Source organism: Streptomyces aureocirculatus (assembly GCF_000720475.1).
Taxonomy (GTDB): domain Bacteria; phylum Actinomycetota; class Actinomycetes; order Streptomycetales; family Streptomycetaceae; genus Streptomyces; species Streptomyces aureocirculatus.
In genome coordinates, this window is the sequence record NZ_JOAP01000072.1 from 1 (window position 1) to 24,696 (window position 24,696).

16 protein-coding genes are annotated in these 24,696 nt (G+C 73.2%); 7 read left to right on the forward strand and 9 right to left on the reverse strand.

What is annotated here, in order from left to right; all coding sequences use genetic code 11:
- Positions 1–17 precede the first annotated feature (17 nt).
- Positions 18–593 carry a TerD family protein gene (locus IG78_RS0137980; RefSeq protein ID WP_030573236.1) on the reverse strand — a complete coding sequence of 192 codons (576 nt, stop codon included), beginning with the start codon at positions 591–593 and terminating at the stop codon, positions 18–20.
- 251 nt (positions 594–844) lie between these two features.
- Here IG78_RS0137980 and IG78_RS0137985 point away from each other — a divergent pair, with 251 nt between their 5' ends.
- Both IG78_RS0137985 and IG78_RS49770 read left to right on the forward strand, forming a co-directional pair.
- Positions 845–2,347 (forward strand): hypothetical protein, encoded by a 1,503-nt coding sequence (locus IG78_RS0137985; RefSeq protein ID WP_030573238.1) that lies wholly within the window; start codon positions 845–847, stop codon positions 2,345–2,347.
- 69 nt (positions 2,348–2,416) lie between these two features.
- Positions 2,417–2,965, forward strand: a complete 549-nt coding sequence (locus IG78_RS49770) for a hypothetical protein (protein ID WP_030573241.1) — start codon at positions 2,417–2,419, stop codon at positions 2,963–2,965.
- A gap of 349 nt (positions 2,966–3,314) precedes the next feature.
- Here IG78_RS49770 and IG78_RS0137995 read toward each other — a convergent pair whose 3' ends face one another.
- The 3 genes from IG78_RS0137995 to IG78_RS0138005 form a co-directional block, all read right to left on the reverse strand.
- Positions 3,315–4,166 carry an AfsR/SARP family transcriptional regulator gene (locus IG78_RS0137995; protein ID WP_051853394.1) on the reverse strand — a complete coding sequence of 284 codons (852 nt, stop codon included), beginning with the start codon at positions 4,164–4,166 and terminating at the stop codon, positions 3,315–3,317.
- A gap of 148 nt (positions 4,167–4,314) precedes the next feature.
- Positions 4,315–7,233: an AAA family ATPase gene (locus IG78_RS0138000; protein ID WP_051915525.1), complete on the reverse strand. Its 2,919-nt coding sequence runs from the start codon at positions 7,231–7,233 to the stop codon at positions 4,315–4,317.
- Positions 7,234–7,327: 94 nt separating this feature from the next.
- On the reverse strand, positions 7,328–7,525 hold the full coding sequence (locus IG78_RS0138005; RefSeq protein ID WP_030573250.1) for a hypothetical protein: 198 nt from the start codon (positions 7,523–7,525) through the stop codon (positions 7,328–7,330).
- 693 nt (positions 7,526–8,218) lie between these two features.
- Here IG78_RS0138005 and IG78_RS0138010 point away from each other — a divergent pair.
- From IG78_RS0138010 to IG78_RS0138020, 3 genes are all read left to right on the forward strand, one after another.
- Positions 8,219–11,218: an amidohydrolase family protein gene (locus IG78_RS0138010; RefSeq protein ID WP_404827677.1), complete on the forward strand. Its 3,000-nt coding sequence runs from the start codon at positions 8,219–8,221 to the stop codon at positions 11,216–11,218.
- 143 nt (positions 11,219–11,361) lie between these two features.
- On the forward strand, positions 11,362–14,868 hold the full coding sequence (locus tag IG78_RS0138015; protein ID WP_030573256.1) for a S8 family serine peptidase: 3,507 nt from the start codon (positions 11,362–11,364) through the stop codon (positions 14,866–14,868).
- A 32-nt stretch (positions 14,869–14,900) separates the two neighbouring features.
- Positions 14,901–15,122, forward strand: coding sequence for a hypothetical protein (locus IG78_RS0138020; protein ID WP_030573259.1), 222 nt, complete (start codon positions 14,901–14,903; stop codon positions 15,120–15,122).
- A 90-nt stretch (positions 15,123–15,212) separates the two neighbouring features.
- Here the strand turns inward: IG78_RS0138020 and IG78_RS0138025 are convergent, their stop codons facing one another.
- Positions 15,213–15,767, reverse strand: a complete 555-nt coding sequence (locus IG78_RS0138025; RefSeq protein ID WP_030573262.1) for a hypothetical protein — start codon at positions 15,765–15,767, stop codon at positions 15,213–15,215.
- A 262-nt stretch (positions 15,768–16,029) separates the two neighbouring features.
- Between IG78_RS0138025 and IG78_RS0138030 the strand changes: the two genes are divergently transcribed.
- A complete protein-coding gene (locus tag IG78_RS0138030; RefSeq protein ID WP_030573265.1) occupies positions 16,030–16,722 on the forward strand; it encodes a DUF4232 domain-containing protein in 693 nt (230 codons plus the stop codon).
- Positions 16,723–16,833: 111 nt separating this feature from the next.
- Here the strand turns inward: IG78_RS0138030 and IG78_RS0138035 are convergent, their stop codons facing one another.
- Positions 16,834–18,210 (reverse strand): FAD-dependent oxidoreductase, encoded by a 1,377-nt coding sequence (locus IG78_RS0138035; RefSeq protein WP_030573268.1) that lies wholly within the window; start codon positions 18,208–18,210, stop codon positions 16,834–16,836.
- 165 nt (positions 18,211–18,375) lie between these two features.
- On the reverse strand, positions 18,376–19,056 hold the full coding sequence (locus IG78_RS0138040; RefSeq protein WP_051853399.1) for a DUF305 domain-containing protein: 681 nt from the start codon (positions 19,054–19,056) through the stop codon (positions 18,376–18,378).
- Positions 19,057–19,306: 250 nt separating this feature from the next.
- On the opposite strand from IG78_RS0138040, the gene IG78_RS0138045 reads away from it, so the two are divergent.
- Positions 19,307–20,818, forward strand: a complete 1,512-nt coding sequence (locus IG78_RS0138045) for an LVIVD repeat-containing protein (RefSeq protein ID WP_030573274.1) — start codon at positions 19,307–19,309, stop codon at positions 20,816–20,818.
- Positions 20,819–20,894: 76 nt separating this feature from the next.
- On the opposite strand, the gene IG78_RS0138050 is transcribed toward IG78_RS0138045, so the two are convergent.
- Positions 20,895–21,572, reverse strand: coding sequence for a S1 family peptidase (locus IG78_RS0138050; protein WP_030573277.1), 678 nt, complete (start codon positions 21,570–21,572; stop codon positions 20,895–20,897).
- A gap of 99 nt (positions 21,573–21,671) precedes the next feature.
- On the reverse strand, positions 21,672–24,545 hold the full coding sequence (locus IG78_RS0138055; protein WP_030573280.1) for a hypothetical protein: 2,874 nt from the start codon (positions 24,543–24,545) through the stop codon (positions 21,672–21,674).
- Positions 24,546–24,696 lie beyond the last annotated feature (151 nt).

Genomic DNA, 24,696 nt, shown 5'->3' on the forward strand with positions numbered 1-24,696 from the left:
GCGGTGCGGGGCGGGTGTCAGACGTTGACGCCGAAGTCCGACGCGATGCCGCGCAGGCCGCTCGCGTAGCCCTGGCCGACGGCGCGGAACTTCCATTCGGTGCCATGGCGGTAGAGCTCGCCGAAGACCATGGCGGTCTCGGTGGAGGCGTCCTCGGAGAGGTCGTAGCGGGCGATTTCCTGGTTGTCGGCCTGGTTGACCACGCGGATGAAGGCGTTGCGGACCTGGCCGAAGCTCTGGCCGCGGTTCTCCGCGTCGTGGATGGAGACCGGGAACACAATCTTGGTGATGTTGGCAGGGACGCCGGCGAGGTTGACCTTGACGGCCTCGTCGTCGCCCTCGCCCTCGCCGGTGAGGTTGTCACCGGTGTGCTCGACGGAGCCGTCGGGGCTCGTGAGGTTGTTGTAGAAGATGAAGTGCTGGTCGTCGACGACCTTGCCGGAGGCGTCGACCAGCAGGGCCGACGCGTCGAGGTCGTAGTCGGTGCCCGTCGTGGTCCGCACGTCCCAGCCCAGGCCGACCAGTACGGCCGTCAGACCCGGCGCCTCCTTGCTCAGTGAAACATTGCCGCCCTTGGACAGGGAAACTCCCACTGCACACCCTCCGTTGCCATTGTGTCCTGCTCAAGTGTGACGCACGCGCGCGTGCGTCGCGTACGCGTCGTCCTCCGCAAGGACGCCGGTCACGGCCCCCCGGTTGCTCGCCTTGGGGTAATCCCCGGGACCGCCCCCGGGGACGCGGGGCGCGCCGCGGTTCTACGGTGGCCCGGCCAGGAGCGGCAGGAGTCGGGGGACTTCTGCGAGGGGGGCTCCTGCCGAGCGGCTATCAGGCCGGAGGTCCGGACATGCGATCTTCCCGCAGGCGCTGCATCCACAGTGGGACGAGCGGACGGCTCGCCTCGACCAGCACCGACGACGTCGACGCACTCGTGGCGAGCCTCAAGGACCGGCCGCGGGTGGTCCTGCACTTCCACGGCGGACTCATCGACGACCAGTTGGGGTTCGCGACCGCCGAGCGCCTCACACCGGTGTACGAGGAGGCGGGCGCCGAGCCCGTGTTCTTCGTCTGGAGCAGCGGTCTCCTCGAGACCCTCATGGGCAACCTGCCCCGGATCATCGAGGAGAGCGTCTTCCAGACCCTCCTGCACCGTGTCACGCGCTACGCGGTGGGCGTCGTACTCCCGCAGCCCGGACAGCGCACCGCCGGCCCCCTGTCCGCCCCGCCAGCGAAAGCCGTCGCCGCCGAGCTGGCCCTGCTGCGCACCGGACAGGAACCGTACGCCCGCCGGCCGGTGCCCGCCGATGTGCCGCCGCTCGGCGACAGCGAACGCGTCCGCATCACCGCCGAGCTGTCGGCGGACTCCGAACTCGCCGACCGCAACCGGGAGATCGTGGGCTCGGTCCTGCGTTCGGCGCCCGGGACGACCGCCGCGCGCGACATCGACGGGGGGCGCGCGGCGGTCGCCACCCTCATGTCACCGGACACGGTGGCCGAACTCGCCGCGGAGGCGGCGGGAGGCGGCAACCGCCGCGCCCTGGTGACCTCCGCGCTCCTGGTGCGCAGGACGGTGCGTGTGATCGCCGCCGTCGTGAGCCGCTTCCGGCACCGCACCGACCACGGGCTCTACCCGACCGTGGTCGAGGAGATCCTCCGGGAGTTCTATGTCGCCAATGTGGGCGCCGCCATCTGGGACGCCATGAAGCGGCAGACGGCCGACACCTTCGCCGAGGCGGCGGAGGTGCGCGCCGGACGCTACTTCCTCGACCGCTTCGGCGCGCTCCTCGCATCCGGCACCCGGCCCAGGGTGTCCGTCGTCGGCCACAGCGCGGGCGCCGTCCTCATCGGCAACCTCCTCACCGAACTCGCCCGCAGGCGTGCCGACGCCGACGACCCGCTGCCCGCCGACTTCCGCGTCCGCGACGTCGTGCTCCTCGCACCCGCCTGCACGGTGTCCCACCTGGCACCCGCCGTCCGGTTGCAGGGCGAACTCTTCGACCGGCTGCGGATGTTCACCATGACCGACGAGGCCGAGCGCGCCGACCAGCTCCTTCCGCCGCTGTACCCGCGGTCGCTGCTCTACTTCGTCTCCGGTGTCCTGGAGCGCGGCCCCGCGGGGCACTCGGCGCTGGCCCCGATCGCCGGGATGCAGCGCTGGTACACGAACGACGGGGCCTTCGGCGAACAGGACTCCGCGGACCTGCGGGCGTTCCTCGGGGCCGACGCGCAGCGCACCGTCTGGTCGCCCGTCGACGGTGAACCCGGGCTGAGCTCGGGCGCCCGCTCGCACGCCGCGTTCGACAACGACCCCGAGGTCCTCGCAAGCCTCGCCCGGATGCTCGCCGACTGACGGAGTCGGCACGGAAGGACCCGCACGGCCGCACCCGGCCGCCGCCGGGCCCACAAAGGGGGAAGCCCGATGAACGACCTGCACCACGCCGTGGTCGTCGGCATCAACCGCTACCCGGCGATCACCGACCTGCGAGGCGCCCGCGGGGACGCCGATCACGCCCTGTACCGGACCAACACAGCCGCCCGCGCCGCCGTCGAGGGCGACGCGGCCGCCTGGCCCGGCACCCGCCTGTACGTCTCCCTGGCGGGACACGGCACCGCCCCGTTCGGCGGCGACGCAGCGCTGCTGGTGGGCCGCGGGGTGCGGACGACCTGGCCGGAGGCGGAGCGGCGGTCCGCACCGGCGGTCCGCGGGGGACCCGGTACGCGGGGCGTGGGGGAGCACACGTCCGGGTCCCCGCCACCGGCCGCCGACGCCGCGAGCCGCGTCCAGGCATACGTACGGGAGATCGCGGGCCTCACGGGAGAGCCCGTCGGCGAGATCCCGCGGAACGTGTCGCGGGACGAGCTGTGCCGCAGGACGGGGCTGCCGCACAGGCCGGTCGAGCGGGCGGTCGAGCAACTGCGGAAGGCGGAGCCGGAGCCGGGGCGGGCCCGCGGGCCCGGGCCGGAGTGAGAGCACCCCGGGCCGGGGGGAACGGGGGTTCGCCCGGCCCGCGGGGAGCTCGGGTCCCCCCCTCGACGTGCTGAGGCCGCACCGCTGCCGGTGCGGCCGAGACCGCGGGGCGGGGCGTGGCCCGCACGAGAAGCCCGCACAAGAAGCGGGCCCACGGGTGGTCCTGCCCACAGGTGGTCCTTGGGCACCCCGTCCAGGGCTTGAGCGACCGCTGTGGTGGTGGCCGCGACAGCCGGCGCGTTCGCTCAACCAGGGGAGTTCCCCCTCCTCCCCGCATCCTGGACGGGGCACGTCCCATCGTGACGGGCGGGCGTCACCGCGGCGTCACGCCTTCCGGGGGGCGTGCCGGTCAGACCAGCGCATGGCGCAGCATCGTCGAGAACTGGCCCGACGGCTCCACGCCGAGTTCCCTGAGCAGCAGCTCGCGGAACGTCTCGTACTGCCGTACCGCCTCCGTCAGGTTGTGCTCGGCGAGGTGCACGGACACGACGGCGCGGTGGGCGCTCTCGCGCAGCGGGTCGACGCGGGTGCTCTCCAGGGCGGCCTCCAGGGCGGGCGCGTACTGCCCGCGGGCGACGAGCCGAGCCGACAGCGCCTCCAGGGCGTGCAGCCGCAGTTGATGCAGCCGCTCCCGCTCGAAGGACACCCAGTCCTGCTGCCAGTCGGGCAGCAGCTCACGCGCGCACAGAAGGGTCTGGTAGATCGCCAGCACTCGGGCCCGCGTCGTCGGCGGGGATTCGGCGGACAGGGCCTGGTGCGCGGCCGAGATGAGGTCCTGGGTGTCCACGCGTACCCGGTCGCTGAGCGACAGCGTCCCGGCACGGTCGTCGCTGATCGCCGAACCCGCGCCGTTCAGGCGCCACATGGCGGTGCGCAGGCTGGCGCGGGCGCGCGTCTCGGTGACGTCGGGCCACAGCGTGCCGGCGAGTTCGGAGCGTGTCGCGGCACCGCACAGCGCGAGCCGCGCGAGTACCTGCTGTCCGCTCGCGGGCACCTCGAGCTGTTCGGCGGTGCCGGCGTCGAGGCAGCCGGGGTTGTCCGGGCAGTCGGCGGAGCAGGGCCCCCGTGGGCCCGCGCTGCCGCCGCCCGGTGGCCCGCAGGCGGTCTCGGCGCTCTGCCTGCTCAGAGAGAGACCGCCGAGCAGCCGCAGCCGCAGCACCGGCCGTTCGTCGCCGGCCTTGCCCTGGATGATGCAGACCATCGGGCCACCTCCCGTGGGCTCCCGCGTTCGCCCTGCCCTACCCGCACGAAGGTAGGAGGAGAGCGGCCCGCGCGCCTCCGGGACCGTGCCGGGGTTTACCCCGGTGCCCGCTCAGCGGCGCCGTCGGCGACGTCGCGTGCGATCGCGCTCACCCCGCCGACGGCGACGTCGAGTGCGGTGCGAGGCGCCGCACGAGCCCGATCCGGGAGCTGATGCCGAGCTTCGCGTAGGTGTGGCCCAGGTGGTACTCGATGGTCTTGACGCTCAGCGCGAGCGTGGTGGCGATCTGGCGGTTGGTGAGGCCCTGCGCAGCGAGGCGCGCGACCGCGAGTTCCTGCGGGGTGAGCGCCCCGTCCAGACCGTCGTCCGCGATGTCCCGGTCCCGTTCGTCGGCCGGCAGGTCCGGTGCGGCGCGGCCGCAGGCGGTCAGTTCCCGCACGCACCGCGCCCGGTAGGGCTGCGCGCCGAGTTCCGTCAGCGTGGTGTACGCGGCCTGCAACTGGGCGATCGCCAGGGACCTGCGGCCGATGCGGCGCAGGAACGCGCCGTGGTCGAGCTCCACGCGGGCCCGTCCGAACGGCAGCGGCACCTGCGCGGCGTGGTCCTGTGCCCGGGCGAACGCGGCCTGCGCGCGCTGCGTGTGACGTTGCGCGGCGGCCAGATTGCCCCGGACCCGGGCGGCCGCCGCGAGCGACGTGTGCCGGCCCCGCGCCCGCGCCCGCTCCTCGAACGGGGCGAGCACCGCATCCGCCTCGCCGAGCTCGCCCAACTGGACAAGGGCGTCGGCGAGCAGCGGCTGCCAGTCCACCACACCCGGCTCGTTCACCCCGTCCTGCTCGGCGAACCCCAGCAGCGGACGGAGCGCCTCCACGACCTCCCGCGGCTCACCGCGGGCCTCCGCGAGGCACCCCCGCGCGCACACCGCGTACGCGAAGGCGACGGGTGTCTCGGTGCCGCCGGGCACGTCGAGCGCGGTCCGCAGATGCTCCGCGGCGCGCTCCCACGCGCCGCGCGCGGACAGGATCTGGGCGGCGACGCCGTGCGTGACCGGCTTGAGCCACGACTGATCGGTGTCGTCGGCGACGGAGGCGGCCGACTCGGCGTGGATCAGCGCCTCGTCCCACTCCCCCAGCCGGTGCATGCTCTGGGCGAGCGCGGAGGCGGAGAGCAGCCGCAACGGCACCGTCGTCGTGCGGCAGTTGGCGACGGCACCGAGGAGATCCCTGCGCGCCCCGTGCAGATCGTCCGACCACAGCCGCAACTGCCCACGCGCGAGCAGCAGATCAATGCTCTTCAGCGGCACGACCATGGGCTCTGGCAGGTCGGCCGCGAGCGCGATGCCGTCCTTGGCGCGGCCGCTCAGGCCAAGGGCGATGAGGTGGTTGAAGCGCAGCATGCGGCTCGGGCCCTGCGCGGTGGACAGGCGCTGCGCCCGCTCGGCCCACTGCGCGGCCACAGCCGCGCGCCCGCGCATCACGGCGGCGTAGCTCAACTGCTCCGCCGCGCGCGCCGCGAGAGACGGATCGCGCTCCCGGTCGCACTGCTCCCAGGCGTCCGCGAGGAGCGTGCAGGCCTCCTCCGTACGGCCCTGCACCCGTGCCACATAGCCGCGTACGTAACCGCGCAGCGCGGGGTCCGAGCCGTCGGGGAGCCCGCCCGCGAGCTCGGCGGCGTCCTGGACCCGGCCGTCGAGCAGCAGCGCCTCCACGGCCTCGACGGCGAGGCGGTCCCGCTCCCGCGGGCTTGTGGCCGCGCGCGACGCGTGCCGCAGATGGGTGCCCGCGACGGCCCACTGGCCGGTGGCGGCCTCGCGGCGCGCGCAGGCCGCGAGGGCCTCGGCCAACTGTTCGTCGGGCCCGGTGGCGGCGAGCACACGGTGGCGCAGCCGGGTGTACTCGTCGTCGACCAGTTCGGCGGCCCGGGTGTGCAGGGCGGCACGCTGGGCGGGGCCGATGTCCTGATAGACCGCCGCGTGCACCAGCGGGTGCGGGAAGGCGACCTCGGGGGCGACCCCGGCGGGCGTCTCCCGCAGCAGGCCGGCCCGCACGGCCCGTTCGAGGGCGGGCAACGGCTGGGCCACGCGGGCGAGCCGGGCGGCGCTGCCGAGCCGGCAGGAGAGCCCGAGCACGCTCACCGCCTGCACCAGGCGCTGCGTGCTCGGCCCGCACCCGGCGAGGTTGGCGAGTACCAGCATGGCGTACGAACGCGGCGCGGGCAGCGGCGTCGTCACGTCGAGCAGCACGGCGGACGGCACCTGGTCGAGCAGGGCGCGGGCGTGCAGCGGGTTGCCGTGGGTGTGGTCGTGCAGGCGCAGCGACGCGGAGTGGGGAAGGCGGGCCACGCCGAGGCGGGTGCTGAGGGCGGACAGCTCGCGGGGGGTGAGTCCGTCGAGGGCGAGGCGGCGGGTGCGGGCGTCGGTGAGCAGCCTGCGCAGCCCCTCCGGCAGCTCCGGCACCTGCGGATCGCGCAGCGCGACGATCGCGAGGACCCGGTCGTGGCGCAGCCTGCGCAGCGCGAACGTGAGCGCGTTCAGGGACTCGGGGTCCGCCCAGTGCGCGTCGTCCACGACCAGGACCACGGGCCCCTTGCCCTGCACCTCGCTCAGCAGGTCGAGGAGGCCGAAGCCGGCGGCGAGCGGCGGCAGGTTCGCGTGCAGCGACTGCGGTACGCGGACGAGCCCGGCCAGGGTCTCGGGCACCGGCAGCGGGCTCTGCCCGACGAGCTGGGCGAGCACCCCGCACGGCAGCGCGCTCTCGTTCTCCTCGCCGCTGGCGTGCAGCACACAGGTGCCGTGCACCGAGTCCAGGAACCGGCGCACGAGTGCCGTCTTGCCGATGCCGCCGGGCCCTTCGAGCAGGACGAGGCGGGGTGTGCCCGTGCACACGTCCGCGAAGTCCCGCTGCAGCGCCGCCAGTTCACGGGTGCGGCCGCAGAACGCGTCCGTGGGCGCGGGGGAGTGGAAGAGGTCGTGTCGCTCGTCCTCCGGTGTCATCGCCGCCCCCGCGCGTCGGCACCCGCCGCGGATGACCGGAATGAGCCGGTGACCCGTGCCGGACGCATGGAACATGGCCAGGACACCACGATGCTGGGCGACCCGCGTCCCGCACAAGGCGAATTCCGCCCTCCGCCCGCGCCTGTCGGCCGGGGTGGCGCATTCGGTGTCAGAGCGGCGTGCGGTCGGCGCCCGGCGGCTCCGGGCGCGGGGGCACTTCCGGGCGCGCGCCGTCCTTGAGCGGTGGTTCGAGCAGCGAGAGGAGCTCTAGCCAGCCGTGGAACGGCTGCGGGCTCGCGCAGCTCTCGGACGCGACGCTCCCGCACACACGATCCTGGTCGAGGTACACCTCGATGACGTAGCGCACAACGCCTCCCGGGGGCCGGCCCAGGGCGTGAGCCGTGTCGCATGACGATGCCCACCAGCGTAGGAGCGGCTGCCCCGGCGCCGCGTCGGTGCGGCACCTGGGGAAGACCCTAGGGTGGGGGAGCAGTTGCCGCCGCGACCGCGGTGACCGGCGACGCGGGCGGTGTTGCCCGGTGCCGTGCGGTGCGCGAGTGTTCCTGCCATGGAACGTGACCACGACCACGCCTCCCCCTCCCTCCCGCCCAGTCCCCACGACTCCGGGGTTTCCTTGCCGGGCGCGTTGCCCTTGTCGGCTGCGTTGCCCGCGACGCCCGCGACATCCGTGTCGGCTGCATCGCCCGCGTCGGCCGCGTCGCCCTTGTCGGCTGCGTTGCCCGCGTCGGCTGCATCGCCCGCGTCGGCTGTGTCACCCGTGTCACCCGCATCACCTGCGTCACCCGCGTCACCTGCGTCTCCCGTGCCCTCCGTGCTCGCGCCCTCCGCGTCCGCGCCCCCGCCTCGGCTGTCACGCCGTCAGCTACTCGTCGCCGCGGGCGCCGCCGGTGCCGTCGGGGCCGCCGGGGCGGTGACGGTGACGGCGGGCGCACCGGCCGCCGCCGCGGCGGGGGAGCCCGCCGGGGTGTCGCTGTCCTTCACCGCGGCCACCAACGGCTCGGCGACCCTCTCGCCCGCCGGGGACCGCCTGATCGCCGAGGTGCAGCACGTCCTGTGGTCCACGGCGCGCAACGGCGGCACGGCGAAGCCGCTCACCGAGCCCGGTCTGGAACCCAACCGGCCGGTGTACGCGCCGGACGGCCGCCTCGTCGCGTTCTGCGCCTACAAGGGCGGCGGCTTCCACCTCTGGACCATGCGCCCGGACGGCTCCGACCTGCGGCAGCGCACCGAAGGACCCTGGGACGACCGCGGCCCCGCCTGGTCGCCCGACGGCACCCGCATCGCCTACGCCTCCGAACGCGGCGGCGACCCGGTGCAGGGCAGCCCGTACCGCATCCACGTCCTCGACCTGCGCACCGGCGCACAGACCCGGGTGACCGGGCTCCCCGGCCAGGAGGGACCCCACCAGGAAGGCCCCTGGGAGGACTTCGACCCCGCCTGGACCCCGGACGGGAAACGGATTCTGTTCGTCCGGGCGAAGGCGGTCACGGGACCCACCGGCCAGGCCCTGGAGGCCCGCACCGTCGCCGCCGTACCCGCCGACGGCACGGGCCCGGTCGTGGTGGAACACACCGAGACCGAGAAGGCCCAGGTCATGACACCCGCCCCGGCCCCCGACGGCCGCCGTCTCGCCTATCTGCGCACCACACCTTCGCCCGCGGCGTCCTGCACACTCGTCGTCGACGGCAGGCGTGTCGACGTCGCCGGGGACATCGCGCCGGTGCCGCCGCGCTGGACGAAGGACGGCGAGCTGCTGCTCACGGTCGACGGCCGCTTCACCCTCGTACGCCCCGAGGACCCCGGCGCTGCCACCGAGCTGCCCTTCGACGGCGTGCTGACCGTGGACCGGCCGCGCTACCGGGTCAAGGAGTACGACCTCGGCCTCGCTGAGGGGCGAGTGCGGCCGGTGCGCGGCGTCCACCTGCCCGCCCTGGCCCCGGACGGCAGCAGCATCGCCTTCGCCGCACTCAACACGCTGTGGCTCGCGGACACGTCCGGCGGCAAGGCACCGCGGCGGCTGCGCCGTGCGGAGCCCACCGGCTACCTCCTCGGGCCGAGCTGGGCCCGCGACGGCCGCTCCCTGGTCTACGCCGACGACCGGGACGGGCTGCTCGGCGTCTACCGGCGCGACCTCGCCACCGGCAAGGAGACCGCGCTCGCGACGGGCGGCCGCGTGCACCCGGCCCTGTCGCCCGACGGGCGGCGGCTCGCCTGCCTGGACATGACGGGGCGGCTCGTCGTACGGGACCTGGCGGCGGGCACCGAACGCGTACTCGCTGAGCCGCTGGGCGGCGGCGGACTGCCCGGACGGCCGAGCTGGTCGCCCGACGGCAGCCGTATCGCCCTGTGCGACCGCAACCGCCTGAACCTGCGCTTCCGCGAGGGCTACAACCTCGTCCGCGTCGTCGACGCCACGACCGGCGCCGCCAAGCTGCACGCCGTCGGGCCGCACACCTCCCTCGCCGACCGCTACGACTCCGGGCCCGTCTGGTCGCCGGACGGCCGCTGGATGGCGGTGATCGTCGAGTCCGCGCTGTGCCTGCTGCCCGTCACGCCCGACGGCACCCCGCGCGGCGAACTGCGCACCCTCACCACGGAACCGGCCGACCACCCCACCTGGTCCGGCGACTCCAGGACGCTCCTGTACCTGTCGGGTGCCCGCCTTCGCCTCATCGGCGTCGACGGCGGCTCGCCCCGCACCGTACGCGTCCCCCTCGACCAGCGCAGGCCAGCGCCCGCCGACACGGTGGTGCACGCGGGACGGCTGTGGGACGGCACCGGGGACACGGTCAGGGAGGACGTCGACATCGTCGTACGCGGCGGCCGCATCGCCGCCGTCGCACCGCACCGCGCCTCCCGCACCGCCCGCAGGAGCAGCCGCAGGCACATCGACGCCTCCGGCGGCACGGTCCTGCCAGGACTGTGGGACACCCACACCCACCCCTGGCAGAGCACCTACGGCGGCCGCCAGACCGCCGGTCAGCTCACGTACGGGATCACCACCGCCGTCTCCCTGGGCGGCTTCGCCTACGAACAGGCCCGCGTCCGGGAGGCCGTCGCCACCGGACAGCTCGCCGGGCCCCGCCTGCTGACCACCGGCGAGCTCCTCGACGGCGGCCGCGTCGCGTACAGCATGGGACGCGCGCACCGCACCCGCGCGGGGCTGCGCCGCTCACTGGAGCGGGCCGAGCGGCTCGACTGGGACTTCGTCAAGACGTATGTACGGGCGCCGGGCTGGGTGATGGAGGAAGCGGCCAGGTTCGCCCACGAGCGCCTAGGCGTGCGCTCGGGCAGCCACTTCCTGTCGCCCGGCATCCAGTCGGGACAGGACCTGACGTCCCATCTGCAAGCCACCCAGCGCGCCGAGTCCGGGCACGCCACCACCGCGACCGGGCGTTCCTACGACGACGTCCTTGAGATCTACAGCGCGCGGGGAGCGCGGTTCGCGATGATCGCCACGCCGTTCACGTCCGCGCCGCTCCTCGGCGCCGACCCGGCACTCGCCGACGACCCCCGGGTCACGGCCGTGATGCCGCCGTGGGACGCCGCACAGGTCCGCAAGGGGGCGGGGGAGCCGCCGACCACGGACCAACTCGCCACCCTGCGCAGGGAGACCGATGTCTACCGGCGCATCCTCGCCGCGGGCGGCCTCGTCGCGCTCGGCACCGACCAGCCGCTCGTGCCGGTCGGCCTGTCCCTGCACCTCGGCCTGCGCGCCCTGCACCGCGGCGGCCTCTCCCCGGTCGAGGCGCTGCGCACCGTGACCGTGTTGCCCGCGCGGCTCTTCGGTGTCGCGGACGACCTGGGCACCGTGGAGCGCGGCAGGATCGCCGACCTCACGGTGGTGGACGGCGACCCGTTCACCGACTTCAGCACGCTGGTGCGGACGGTGTCGGTACTGCGCGGCGGCGTCCCCTACGACACCGACGACCTCGTGTCGGCGTTCCCGGAGCCGACGCGTCACGAGCGCGAGGGCGGCGACTGGCTGGAGGTGGGGCACCTGATGCGGCGGGGCGGGTGCTGCGACCCGGGGGTGTAGGCGGCGACCGGCAGCCCGATACCGGCACGGAACCCTCGACCGGCACTTCGCCCCCCGGAGAACCGGACGTCACCACGATCGCGTGTAATGGGCGACACATCAGCACATCAGTACATCGGCACATCAAAAGACAGGCATATCGGGTGGCAGTCATATCGAGGGTGGGGGCGGCGGCAGTGGCCGCCGTGGTGTCCGGCGCACTGGTCGCGGGGGTGGCCGCGGCCGACTCCGGGACCGGGCCGGGCCGGACCACGGGCAAGAAGTCGGGCACGAGCACGGGTGCCGGCGCCAAGGCGGGGACCGAGGACGGCAGGACGGCGACCGTCACCCTGATCACCGGTGACCGGGTGGTCGTCGGCGCGGGGAACAGGAAGGTTGACGGCAAGAAAGCTGACGGCAAGAGGGCTGACGGGAAGAAGGCGGCGTACACGGAGGTTGTCCGGCTGGTCCGCGGCGCAGGGCGTGAGCAGGTGGCGATCTCGGTGCGGCGCGAGGCCGGGCACGTGTTCGTCGTGCCGCAGGACGCGCAGGAGCTGATCGCCGCCGGCAGGCTCGACCGGCGGCTCTTCGACGTCACGCGGCTCGTCGAGGACAAGTACGACGACGCGCACCGCACGTCGCTGCCGCTGATCGTCGGCTACCGCCCCGGGCGAGTGAACGCCCGCACGGCGGGCGGACCCTTCAGGGGCCTGGCCCACGACCGCCGCGCGCTTCCCGCGGTGGGCGGCGAGGCGTTCCGTACACCGAAGTCGCAGGCGTCCGGCCTCTGGTCGGCGCTCACCGGCGGCACGGGTGCGACGGACACGAAGGACGCCACGGACACGAAGGACGCCACGGGCGCGAAGGACGCCACGGGCGACAGGGGCGTGCGGGACAGCCGCGCGAACGCCCGTACCACCGCCGTACCGGCCGTCTCACACGTCTGGCTGGACGCCAAGGTCCGCCCCACCCTCGACAAGAGCGTCCCGCAGATCGGCGCCCCCACCATGTGGCGAGCCGGTTACACCGGCAAGGGCGTGAAGGTCGCCGTCCTGGACACCGGGGTCGACCAGACGCATCCCGACCTCAAGGGCGTCGAGGTCCTGGAGAAGAACTTCACCGACGCGCCCGACGCCAAGGACCGCATGGGCCACGGCACGCACGTCGCCTCGACGGTCGCGGGCACCGGCGCGAGGTCCGGCGGCAAGTACAAGGGCGTGGCGCCCGGCGCGCGGATCCTGGACGGCAAGGTCATCTCCGAGGAGGAGGGCGGCGGCACCGACTCCAGCATCGCCGCCGGCATGCAGTGGGCCGTCGACAACGACGCCAAGATCGTCAACATGAGCCTCGGCAGCCTGGACACCCCGGGCACTGAGCCACTGGAGGAGGCCGTCACCCGGCTCTCCGACAAGGCGCTCTTCGTCGTCGCGGCGGGCAACGACGGTCCCGAACCGGGCACCTTGAACGCTCCCGGCAGCGCCCCCGAGGCCCTCACCGTCGGTTCGGTCGACAAGAACGACGACATCGCGTGGGATTCCAGCCGCGGTCCGAACGCGGACGGGGTGACCAAGCCGGACCTCACCGCGCCCGGTGTCGACATCACCGCCGCGGCCTCCTCGCAGGTCCCCGGCCAGGGCGAGACCGACGGCTATGTCTCCCTGTCGGGCACGTCGATGGCGACCCCGCACGTGGCCGGATCCGCCGCCATGCTCCTCCAGGAGCACCCCAAGTGGACCGGCGCGCAGCTCAAGGCCGTGCTGACCGGTTCGGCCAAGCCCCATCCGAAGCTCACGGCGCACCAGCAGGGGGCGGGCCGCGTCGACCTGACGCGCGCCGTCTCCGCGTCCGTCGTCTCCTCGCCCGGCTCGCTCTCCTTCGGGACGCAGCCCTGGCCGCACACCGACGACAAGCCGGTCACCAAGACCCTCACGTACCGCAACTACGGCACCGAGCCCGTCACGCTCGCCCTGTCGGCCACCGCCGTGGACCCGAAGGGCCGACCGGGCCCGGCAGGCATGTTCACCGTCAAGTCCCGCAAGCTCACCGTCCCGGCGGGCGGCACCGCCAAGACCACGGTCACGGTGAACACCAAGCTCGGCACCGCCGACGGCGGCTACGGCGGCACCGTGCTGGCCTCGGGTGACGGCCAGTCCGTGCACACCGGGCTCATCGTGGACCGCGAGATCGAGTCGTACGACGTCACGCTGAAGCACCTCGACATCAACGGCGCGAACTCGACCCACTACGTCACCACGCTCACCGACCGCGCGACGCAGAAGAAGTTCACGGTCCCGTTCCGTACCGGCCCGGCCACCGTGCGCATCCCCAAGGGCACCTACGTCCTGGAGAGTTCCGTCTACGGGCCGACCACGAGCTTCGCCGCCTTCGTCCAGCCGAAGCTGAAGGTGGGCGCCGACCGGGCGATCACCCTGGACACCCGCAAGGCCAAGCCGGTCACCGTCACCGCCCCTGACCGCGGCGCGCGCCTCACGACGTCGAACATCGGCTACGAGGACCAGACCGCCGGGATCGCGGCCAACTGGAGCCTCAGCGGCGGAACCGTCATCCGCACCGCCGGGCTCGGTACCGCCTCTTCCGCCTCTTCCACCTTTCACGCCCAGTACATCGGCGTCTTCCAGGCCCCGGGGGCGGCGGGCAGGAAGACCGACTACCGGTTGGCCTTCGGCCGCACCGGCAACTGGTTCCCCGGCCTCGAGCGCGCCGTCACCAAGGCGGAGGTCGCCGAGGTGAAATTCGGTCTCGGCGCCTCCGTCACCGGCAGGAAGGGCACGCTCTCCGCCACACCCTCCGACGTGAACGGCAACGGACCGGCCCTGGCCCCGACGAGCGAGCTGAAGCTTCCGGCCGCCGGCACCAGCTACCTCAACACCAAGGATCTGCGCTGGTCCTGGTCCATGGCACAGCTCGACGACGCGGGCGAGTCGGCCGTCAGCCACGGCAAGGACCCGGTCGCGTACAAGGCGGGCAAGCGCTACACGCTGAAGTTCAACACCGGTGTGGTGGGCCCCGACCTCAAGGCAGCGGAGGGTCAGGGCGCCCGGCGCGCGGGCAACTCCATGGACGCGTACGTCAGGCTGTTCAACGACGGGGCCGGGCACGCGGGCGACTCCGCGACGACCGGCGGCTTCACACGCCTTGAGTCCGGCGGCCGTACCCTCGCCGAGGGCGGGCCGGGCGCGATCTTCGCCGACCTGCCGTCCGCTTCGGCTCGCTACCGGCTGACCACACAGGCCACACGCGCCGCCAAGAACACCTCCACCAGTACGAAGGTGGGCGTGGCCTGGACGTTCACCTCGGCGAAGACACCCGACGGGGAGCCCACCGAGCTGCCCCTTTCGACGGTCCGCCTCGCGCCGGAACTGGCGCTGAACGGGACGGCCCCGGCGGGCGGCACCCTGACTGTGCCGCTGAAGGTGGCCGGCGCCGCGGCCGCGGACGGCAGGATCGCCACGCTGACCGTCAAGGTCTCCTACGACGGCGGCAGGACGTGGAAGGCGGCCACCGTCACGACGGACGCGAAGGGTGCGCGCTCGGCGAGCGTACGGCACCCGGCGACGGCCAAGGCCGTGTCGTACCGCGTGTATCTGAAGGACACGTCCGGCAACACGATGACCGAGACGATCACCAACGCCTACCGGCTCGCCCCGTGACGGGCGTGCGGGACGAATCGGGCAGGTAAACGGTGAAGCCGGCCGAGGCGTTGACGGAACGGGCCGACGCGACGCGACGCGTCGAGCAGCTCCGGGCGCGCGTCCGGCTGCGCCACTCGGTCATCACGACGGCCGCCGACGCGGTGGCGGGACCGGGGGAGCGCGGCGGCCTTCCGGCTCACGCCTGGCGCGTGAAGAGCAACGCGGGGTGCGACTCCCCGGCAACAGCGCGGCTCAGCACCGCGTACAGGTGACAGTGCGGGTCGTGACCGCAGCGGCGGTCACGACCCGCACCCGCCACGAATCGGAGGCAGTCGGCACGCCTGCCCATCGCCCCTGCCGACTCATCGCGTTCTCAGCCTGCGGCTTCCGGCTCGGTTCCTCGCGATGTTCCGAATCTTCTGTCCGCTGCCCGACTCGGCGAGCAGGGCGAGTACCGCCGGCGACGTCGACCCCTGGGCGAGGACGCGCTGCATCCAGTCCGTGACCTTCGCCAACTCGACCGGTGTCGGCACGTGACCGTCCTCGATGGCCAGATGGAACAGCCAGTCGTGGATACGACGGCGGATGAACTCGCGGTACGCCTCCGTTTTGAGCTGGTCGATCTCCGGCAGTAGTCCGGCCGACCACCGCCGGAACTCCTCAGGACCGGTCACCTTCATCGCGATCCTGTCCACGAGGTCGACCACCGCCGTCTTGGACACCATCTCCATGGGGTCCCGCAGGATGGTGGCCACGACCCTGCGGTCTCGGTCGCGGCTCGACGAGGAAGCGGTCGCCAGGACGACCCGTCGGTACGCGGCCGATCGCACGTGCTCGTCCGCGACGGCATCGTCGACGTCCACGTCGAGAACACCGGCCCCCGCGAGCAACTCGGCCACATCGGAGTGCAACGTCATCGCTTCATCCCTTCGCGCAGGGCCGGACTCCACATCGCGGGCATCTTCCTCCGGTTCGCACGCCGATCCAAACGCAACTGCCCAGGCGCCCGAAGGGGACCGCCCCAATGGGCGGTAGGGGCAGCGTCAGGGCTACGAGGGCATCGGCTGTGACGGAACGAAGACGTCGTGGGGGACCGCCTGTAACTCGGTGCGGGTTACACATAGTTACGAACATATGCACGGCACCCGTACGCACGCCGCATTCCTTCTGGGGGCAACCATGAAGAACACCCGCATCACCGCTCTCGCCGCCGTCGGCCTCGCCGCCGCCCTCTCGCTCACCGCCTGCGGTGGTGACGACTCCAAGACGGACGCGTCGTCCAAGGGCTCCTCGACCTCGAACTCCTCTTCCTCTTCCTCCTCCTCGTCCTCGTCCTCGAACGGAGACGGGAAGTCGGAGGCCGGCTCGGGCTCGGGCAGCTCTGCGGCGGGCAACGAGCAGTCGGGCTCCGGTGAGGACACCAAAGCCGGGTCGGCCACGGGCGGTGCGAAGGAGGACGGCGCCAAGGTCCCGTTCTGCAAGACGGAGGACCTGGCCATCGACGCCCAGGACGCCGCCCCCGACGAGAACACCGGCCGCATCGACATCACCCTGCTCAACCGGGGTTCGACCACCTGCTCGGCGACGGGCTTCGCGGGTGTCGACATCAAGGACGCCGACCACACCACCAGCTCGATCGAGCGCGGCCAGGCCCAGCCGCGGGTCACCACCCTCGAGCCCCGCGACGCCGCCGTCCTCAACCTCGCCTACGAGATCGACAGCAGCGGCGGAAGCCTCGCGACGCCGACCGACATTCTGGTGACGCCCCCGAACGAGACCCACAGCGTGACCCTGAAGTGGCCCGCGGACGCCGGGGACATCAAGGGCGCCTACACCGACGTACAGGTCTATCCCACGCACACGATCAGGTAGGCGCGCTCCGTCACCCTTCCCACCCCAGGGCGGCCCCGACGGACCTCGGCGGTCAAGGCAGCGTGCTGGCGCTGCGACGCCGTGACCGAGGGTGCGGCGCCCGCAGGCGCGTCACTCCGCCCGGCCGGACGCCCCGCCCCGCGCCGCCGAAAGCAGCCCCGGCCAGTCCGGGATCTTCACCGAGCCGCGCCCCAGGGACCGCCCGAGGTCCGCCTCGGCACGTTCGATCGCCAGCCACCCCGGCCACTCGACCGGGTCCACGCCGGCGGCCCGCAGCGCGGTGAGCGGATCGCCCGGCACGTCCCGCAGGGCGAGGGCGGGCGCGTCGGCGAGCAGGGACAGAGCCGTCTCCTTGGCACAGGGGCGGTTGGTGCCGATGACGCCGGTCGGGCCGCGCTTGATCCAGCCCGCCACGTACTCGCCGGGCGAGACCGCGCCGTCGCGCAGCACCCGGCCCGCCGCGTGCGGCACCGTGCCCGTGCCCGCGTCGAAGGGCAGCCCTTCCAGGGGCACCCCGCGGTAGCCGACGGACCTGAGGACGAGCTGGCCGCGGATGTCCTCGTACGTCCCGGAGCCGGTCACCGAGCCCCGGCCGTCGGGCAGCGTCCGCTCGAAGCGCACCCCGGCCGCCCGTCCCTCCGCGTCGAGCACGGCCACCGGGCGCAGGAAGAACCGCAGCCGGATGCGCCGCGCGAGGCCGCGCTCGGACCTGCCCGCCCAACTGCGCAGGACCTCCACGTTGCGGCGCCCGGCCCCGGGCAGCCCCGACGGGTCGAGGTAGGCGGGATCGAGGGCCAGCTCGGCCGGGTCGACCAGGACCTCGGTGTCCGGCAGCGAACCGAGCTCCCGCAGCTCCTTCGTGGTGAACCGCGCCTGGGACGGGCCGCGCCGGCCCACCATGTGCACCTCGCGCACCCGGCTGTGGGCGAGCACGTCGAGCGCCTCGTGCGGAATGTCGGTCGGGAGGAGTTCCGCGGCGCCGCGGGCCAGCATCCGCGCGACGTCCACCGCGACGTTCCCGACCCCGATGACGACCGCCGACTCCACCCCGCGCACGAAGCGGTCGGGCGGCCCCGCGCCGTGGGCGGGCACATCGGGATGGGCGCTGTACCAGGACACGAACTCGGTGGCGGAACAGCTCCCCGGCAGATCCTCACCTGGCACCCCGAGGCGCCGGTCGGTGGCGGCGCCCACGCAGTACACGACCGCGTGGTACATGCCGAGCAGCCGCTCGGGCGACAGCGCCCCGGGGCCGATCTCGACGCCGCCGAAGAACCGCACGCGCTCGTGCTCGAGAACCGCGCGCAGGTTGTTCTGCAGGGACTTGATCTTCTCGTGGTCCGGCGCCACGCCGTACCGCACCAGGCCGTACGGGCACGGCAGCCGGTCGAGCACATCGACCCGCAGCCCCGGCACGAGGTCCTGCTGGACCAGACTCTGTGCGGTGTAGACCCCGCTCGGGCCCGAACCCACGACGGCGACCTGCACGGTGGCACTCCTTCCGCGAGGTGTACCCCCGGGATGCCTGAAGGCCTGGTGATGCCTGCCTCGATGTCAGCATCGCACCACTGTGCGTCCAGGGGGAGGTGCGCCGCAGCGCGTGTTGGCGGGTGCGGGGGCCGCCGTCCGTGGGGCGCGCGGCCCCGGCCCTGGTCAGCCCATCCCGCGCATCCGGTTGATCTCGCTCGTCTGCTGGGCAACGACATCGTTGGCCATCTCCTCGACCAGGATGTTGTTGCCCTGGGAGAGCGCGTCGGACGCCATCGTCACCGCGCCGCTGTGATGGGTGATCATCAGCTTCAGGAAGAGTTCGTCGAAGGCCTCACCGCGGGCCGCGCGCAACTGCTTGAGCTGCGCGGGCGTGGCCATCCCCGGCATGCCCGCGTGATCGTCTCCGCCGCCGTGCCCGTGCTGCCCGTGCCCCTGCTCCCCGGCGCCCCGCCCGCCCTTCTTGCCCTGGGCCTTCAGCCAGCGCTCCATCGCGCCGATCTCCGGCTTCTGCGCGGCGGTGATGCGGTCCGCGAGGCGTTTCACCTGCGTGGACTCGGCGCGTCCGGGAACGAGTGCCGTCATCTCCAGGGCCTGGCCGTGGTGCGGGATCATCTTCTCGACGTACTCGAAGTCGGCCGAGTTGGGACTGTCGTCGTCGGTTCTCTGCTTCTCCGCGTCCTGTGCCGACAGCGTGGCCGCCGTCTCGCCCGGTTTGCCGGGCACGATCACCGAAGGCCCGGACGAGGACGGCGACGTGGCCTTGCCGCCGGAACCCGTACCGGAGCTCGACCCCGAGTCGCAGGCACCGAGCCCGAGAACGGCGGCCGCCACGGACACCGTCATGGCTCCGGCGCGGACTGCGGACGTACGGCTTGCGGGAAAGCGGCGGTGGGACACGGTGACCTCCTGTGACGGGTGGGGCAGTTGAGTCCGTCCTGGCACACGATGAGTACGCGATGCGCGTCAGCGATCAGTCATGGATCAGTCATGTTCAGTGCGAGCCTGTGTCTGATCTGTTGATCTGTACATGAAAGGCACGATACTGCGGGTGTCCGTGAACCGTTCGTCCGTGAACGGCACTAGGGAGGACGCAGTGACCCTGTTGAACGAACCCCGAACACGGCGCAGACAGTGGGGAGTCGCAGCGGCCGCGGCCGGACTGCTCGCCGCACTGCTGACCGCGACGCCCGCGGTGGCGACCCCGGACCCGGGTGACGCGCCCAAGGCCCCCAAGAAGGTCTCCAAGAGCGACGCGGCCGACACCAGGGAGGCGATAGCCGACGGCAGGATCCCCGCGCCGGACGAGATAGTCCACTCCGACAACATCGAGCACCTCGCCAACATCCCCAAGGACGCGCTGTCCGACACCAACTCGGACCTCGCCTTCCAGGGCAAGTACGCCTTCGCGGGCAACTACGACGGCTTCCGCATCTTCGACATCAGCAACCCGAAGAAGCCGAGGACGGTCTCGCAGGTGCTGTGTCCCGGATCGCAGAACGACGTCTCCGTCTCAGGTGACCTGCTGTTCCTGTCGACGGACTCCTCGCGCAGCGACAGCTCCTGCTCCAGCACCACCCAGCCCGCCACGGAGAAGTCCTCCTGGGAGGGCATGAAGGTCTTCGACATCAGCGACAAGAAGAACCCGCGCTATGTCGCCGCCGTCGAGACCGCCTGCGGCTCGCACACCCACACACTGGTCCCCGAGCGCCGCGACGTGTACGTGTACGTCTCCTCGTACGCCCCCAGTGCCGCGTTCCCGGACTGCCAGCCGCCGCACGACGGCATCTCCGTCATCAAGGTGCCGCGCAAGGCCCCGCACAAGGCCGCGGTCGTCGGCTTCCCCGTCCTGTTCCCGGGTGAGGGCCCGGACGGCGGCGGCAACCCGGGCGGGCCCACCAACCCGGGTGTCTCCAAGACCACCGGCTGCCACGACATCACCGTGCTTCCCTCCAGGGACCTCGCGGCGGGCGCGTGCATGGGTGACGGGATCCTGTTCTCCATCAAGGACCCCGAACGCCCGAAGGTCATCGACCGCGTCCAGGACAACGTGAACTTCGCCTTCTGGCACTCGGCGACCTTCAACCAGCGTGCCGACAAGGTCGTGTTCACCGACGAGCTCGGCGGTGGCGGCGGTGCCACCTGCAACGCCGAGATCGGCCCGAACCGCGGCGCCGACGGCATCTACGAGATCAGGGGCAAGGGCAGCAAGTCCAAGCTCGTCTTCAAGAGCTACTTCAAGATCCCCCGCCATCAGGCCGACACCGAGAACTGCGTGGCCCACAACGGCTCGCTGATCCCCGTCAAGGGCAAGGACCTCATGGTCCAGGCCTGGTACCAGGGCGGCGTCTCCGTGTGGGACTTCACCGACTCCAACAAGCCCAAGGAGATCGCGTACTTCGAGCGTGGGCCGATCTCCACCGATCAGCTCGTCGGCGGCGGCTCCTGGTCGGCGTACTACTACAACGGACACATCTACTCGAACGACATGGTCAAGGGCTTCGACGTGCTGAAGCTCAACGACAAGCGCACCAAGCCCGCGGAGCGGGTGCGGCTGCGTGAGCTCAACGTCCAGACGCAGCCGGAGTACTTCGGCGGGCGCCACTGACCGTCACAGGGGGCTTCGGCTCCCCAGGGGCCGCCCGGCAGCAGTCGGGCGGCCCCTTCGCCGTGAGCGGGCCGGGTCAGTGGCCGACCCGAAGCCCGTGTGCGGCGAGGACCGGCGCCACCGGCTGGTGGTAGGTCGTGCCACCGCTCCCGCAGTTGCCGCTGCCGCCGACGGCGATGCCGAGCGCCGCGTCGCCGTCGAAGGCCGGAGCGCCCGCGTCACCCGGCTCCAGGCACAGGGACGACCTGAAGAGTCCGTGCACGACTCCCTCGGGGTAGGTGACGGAGACGTTCACCGCCTGCACGGTGCCACAGCGGTGGCCCGTGGTGGGCCCCAGTTGGCACACCCGCTGCCCGACCGCGGGGCGTGCCGCCCGGTCGATCCGGAGGGGCTGCCCGCCCGCGGAGACCTCGCTCGGGTAGGAGTAGTCCGGGTTGGTGTAGCGGATCAGGGCGTAGTCGCTGCCCGGGAACCGGGACACCTCGGTCTCCCCGATGGGCACCGTAAGCCCCGGGTCGGCGAACCAGCGGGTGCGCGGCCCGGCGCAATGGCCGGGCAGAACGCCGTAGAAGCGGCTGCCGTCGGTCGCGTTGAAGGCCACCGGACAGCGGCCGCCGCCCGAGCTGAAGAGCCGGTCGCCGCCGCGTATCACGCCCTGTTCCGCGGGGGCGGCGCCCGCGACGGGGGCGGCCGCGACGGTGAGCGCGGCCAGGGTGCAGGTGAGGGCCTGGAGCAGGATCGTACGAAGCCTCATGACGCGTCCTGTCGGGAAGGCGGGAGGGGATGGGGCAGGCCGTCCGACATTGTCGCCCAGCCCGGCCCGTGTCGCGCCGCGCCCGCAACTACCGTTACCTCACCCGCCCTTGACGTAAGAGGCCGTTGTGTGTGCCGCCTCGACGTAAAAGGATGCTGTGTGCGCCGCCGGGGCATGCGCGTGGTTGAACGCCCGGATCAGGACCGTGTGCCGCCCCGGCCGCAGCCGTGCCGTCGCCGTCAGCCTCCCGTCGGCCGGGTCGAAGCGGTGCGGGACCCCTCTTCCGTCCACCTCGACGGTGATCCGTTCCGCACGCACACCGGACACCGCGTCCCTGACACGCGCCGTGATCCCCACGTCAGGGCCGCCGGTCCGGGCGTCCGCGGCGGGCATCACCCGGTCGATCACCGGGGCGAGGGCGGGCTGCCTGCCGGGTCTGCCGCCCGGCCGGCAGCGGCGGCGCTGGATGCGGGCGACGGACGGCGGCACGGCCTCGGCGCCGAGCAGGGCGTCGAAGACGAGCGGCAGATCGACGCCCGGACGGACGCTGGCACCGGCCGTGACGGTGAACTGCACGCCGACCCGGCCCCGCGCGGGAACCCGCACCCGCGCCCGCAGAGGCGTCACCGACCAGCCGCCGAAGGCCCGCGCGGTGACCGTCACGGTCTCCGGTGTGCCGTTGAAGTTGTAGACGTCGAGCGTCATGCGCGTCGCGGCGCCGAGCCGCTGGCCGAGCGGTGGTTCGGCGTCCCCGTCCGCCTTGCCGGGCGCGGCGTTCGCGGCCGCCCAGCGCTGGCTGAGGACGATGTGCTCCGCGGGCGGGAGCGGTCGGCGCCGCACCCGGTCGTCGCCCGCCGCGGGCCGGGGGCGGCGCGGCGGCGGTGCGTCGGTGACCAGGTAGAGCGGGTCGCGGGACGCGGCTACCCGTACCGTGCCGCGCGCCGAGCGGGGCGGGGTGCCGCGCGCGGCGCCCATGATGTCGTACACCCGTGTCGCCGCGTCAGGCACCGGCACGTCCACGTTCCGTGGCTTCGGCGCGCTCACCACCGTCACCGTCCGCCCGGCACCGTCCCCGAACACGAACCCCGCCGCGCGCGGAAGCAGCTCGGGCAGCGGCCCGGCGTAGTTGGCCTCGCCGAGCAGCCCGGTCAGGGCCGCGTACGCGCTGAACGCGGGCAGTGGCTGGAAGTCGCGGCTGAACAGCGCGAACGACACGCCCTCGTCGGTGCACGGCGGCCCGCAGAACCAGAACTGCCTCTCCGTGCCCGCCGCCAGGCTCTCCACCGTCGACCAGGCGAGATAGCGGGCCTGTGCGCGCCGCATCGCCAGGGAGAGGTCCGTGCCGGGTTCGGCCGGAAGGAACGTCCCCGACTCCGTCATCCACAGCGGCGCCTCCGCCCCGAACCGGTCCCGCAGCTCCCGCTGGTCGTCCGCCGCCGAAGGGAACTCCGGGTCGGTGTCGTCGAGCGGCGGATAGCCGTGGAAACTCCACACGTCCGCGTACCGCGCCACGTCGTTCTGCAGCATCAGCTCCTGGAACACGCCCTCCTGCGCGATGCCGGGAAGGACCACCGGCGGCCCGCCCCGCTGGTCCGTCACGCCGAGCGCCGCCGCCTTGACGTACGCGGCGTGCTGGTCGCCGGTGCTCGCGGTGGTGTCCACGTCGGGCTCGTTGGACAACTGGAGCGCGTCCGCCACGACCTTCCTGCCACGGCCCGCGAGGTGCCGGGCGTAGCGGTAGGCGTCCCGCAGATCGGCGGGCAGCGGCACCGACGTCGGCGTCAGCGCCCAGTCGGGCGGCGCCGAGACGACTTCGAGGACCTTCAGGCCGTGCTCGTGGAAGACGCCGACGACCGACTCGTGCAGACTGCTGTCGAACGGCCCGCCCGGCCGGCGCTGCGCCGCGGGCCAGGCACTCCCGTCGCGTACGTGGCGTACGCCCATCGCGGCCGTCGCCGCGGCGAAGGCGGGCAGCAGGGGCGGCGGTACCAGGGCGTGCGTGGCGACGTTCACGCCGAAGCGGTTGGCGGGGCCGCGGACGGCCCGGCGCGGCGGCAGGTGCGCGAAGTGGCCGACGACCCGGTCGTCGGGCCCCGGGCTCAGGGCCGCCACCACCCGGTAGTTGCCGGGTGCGAGGACCGGCAGCGGAGCGTTGGCCCCCCGGGCGCGGGCCGGGACGCGCACGGCCCCGGACGCCACCTCCCGGGCGAAGTAGTCGAGGACGCGGTACGTCACCGTCAGGGCCTGCGCTGCCGCCGCGTTCAGTGCGAGGCGCAGCGCCGCCGGGGTCCCGTCGCGGTAGTGGCCGAGGTTGTCGGGCGGGCCCGCGAGCCGCACGGACGTCAGCGCCACGGGGACGGGTGTGAGCGTGAACTCGTCGAGGAGGAAGCGGTATCCGGTGAGGTCGTCCAGGACGGTGGGTCCGTCGACCGTGAACGTGAGGGTGTTGGCGCCCCGGCGCAGTTCGACGTCGCCGAGGGTGAGGCGGGACAGGTCGCCCCAGGCCTTCGGGGACTCGTACCAGTACGGCTGGGAGCGGGTGACGGGCCGCGCCGGGCCGTCCTTGACGGTGATCCCGATGTACGAACCGGTCTTCTCGATGTGCGGCTGCTCCACCGGGACCGTCGCGACCGCCCGCAGCAGATACGGTCCCGCCTTCGGGACGTCCACCAAGTACGTGGCGTACCAACCGCCGTGCGGGGGCGGCGGTTTCGCGGTGGCCAGGGCGAGGAGCGTGCCCCCGGTGGCCCTCGGGTCCCGGGCCGTGGGGATCGTGGTGCGGGCCGTGTTCTCGCCCTGCACGGTGATCACGGAGGCGGCGCCGCCCTGCGCCGTGGCCACGTCGGTGTCGCTCCGCGGGGCGGTGGCGCGGTGGCTGCCGGGCGGCGCGGTTCTCGCCGCGGCGGCCGTGGCCGTCAGGGCGAGCCCCGCGGCCAGGCCTCCCGCGACTGCTGTGCGTCGGTCGATGCTCATGCTTCAAGGACACCGTGGCCCGGCCCCGGCCACGTCCTGCGCGGGCAGGGCCCTGCCCCCGGCCACGAGGCCCACCTCGTCTCCACCTCAGGGTGGAGGACACCGCCGGTAGGGTCGATGTGTGGGACGGGGAGCGGGGCGCGGGGGCTGC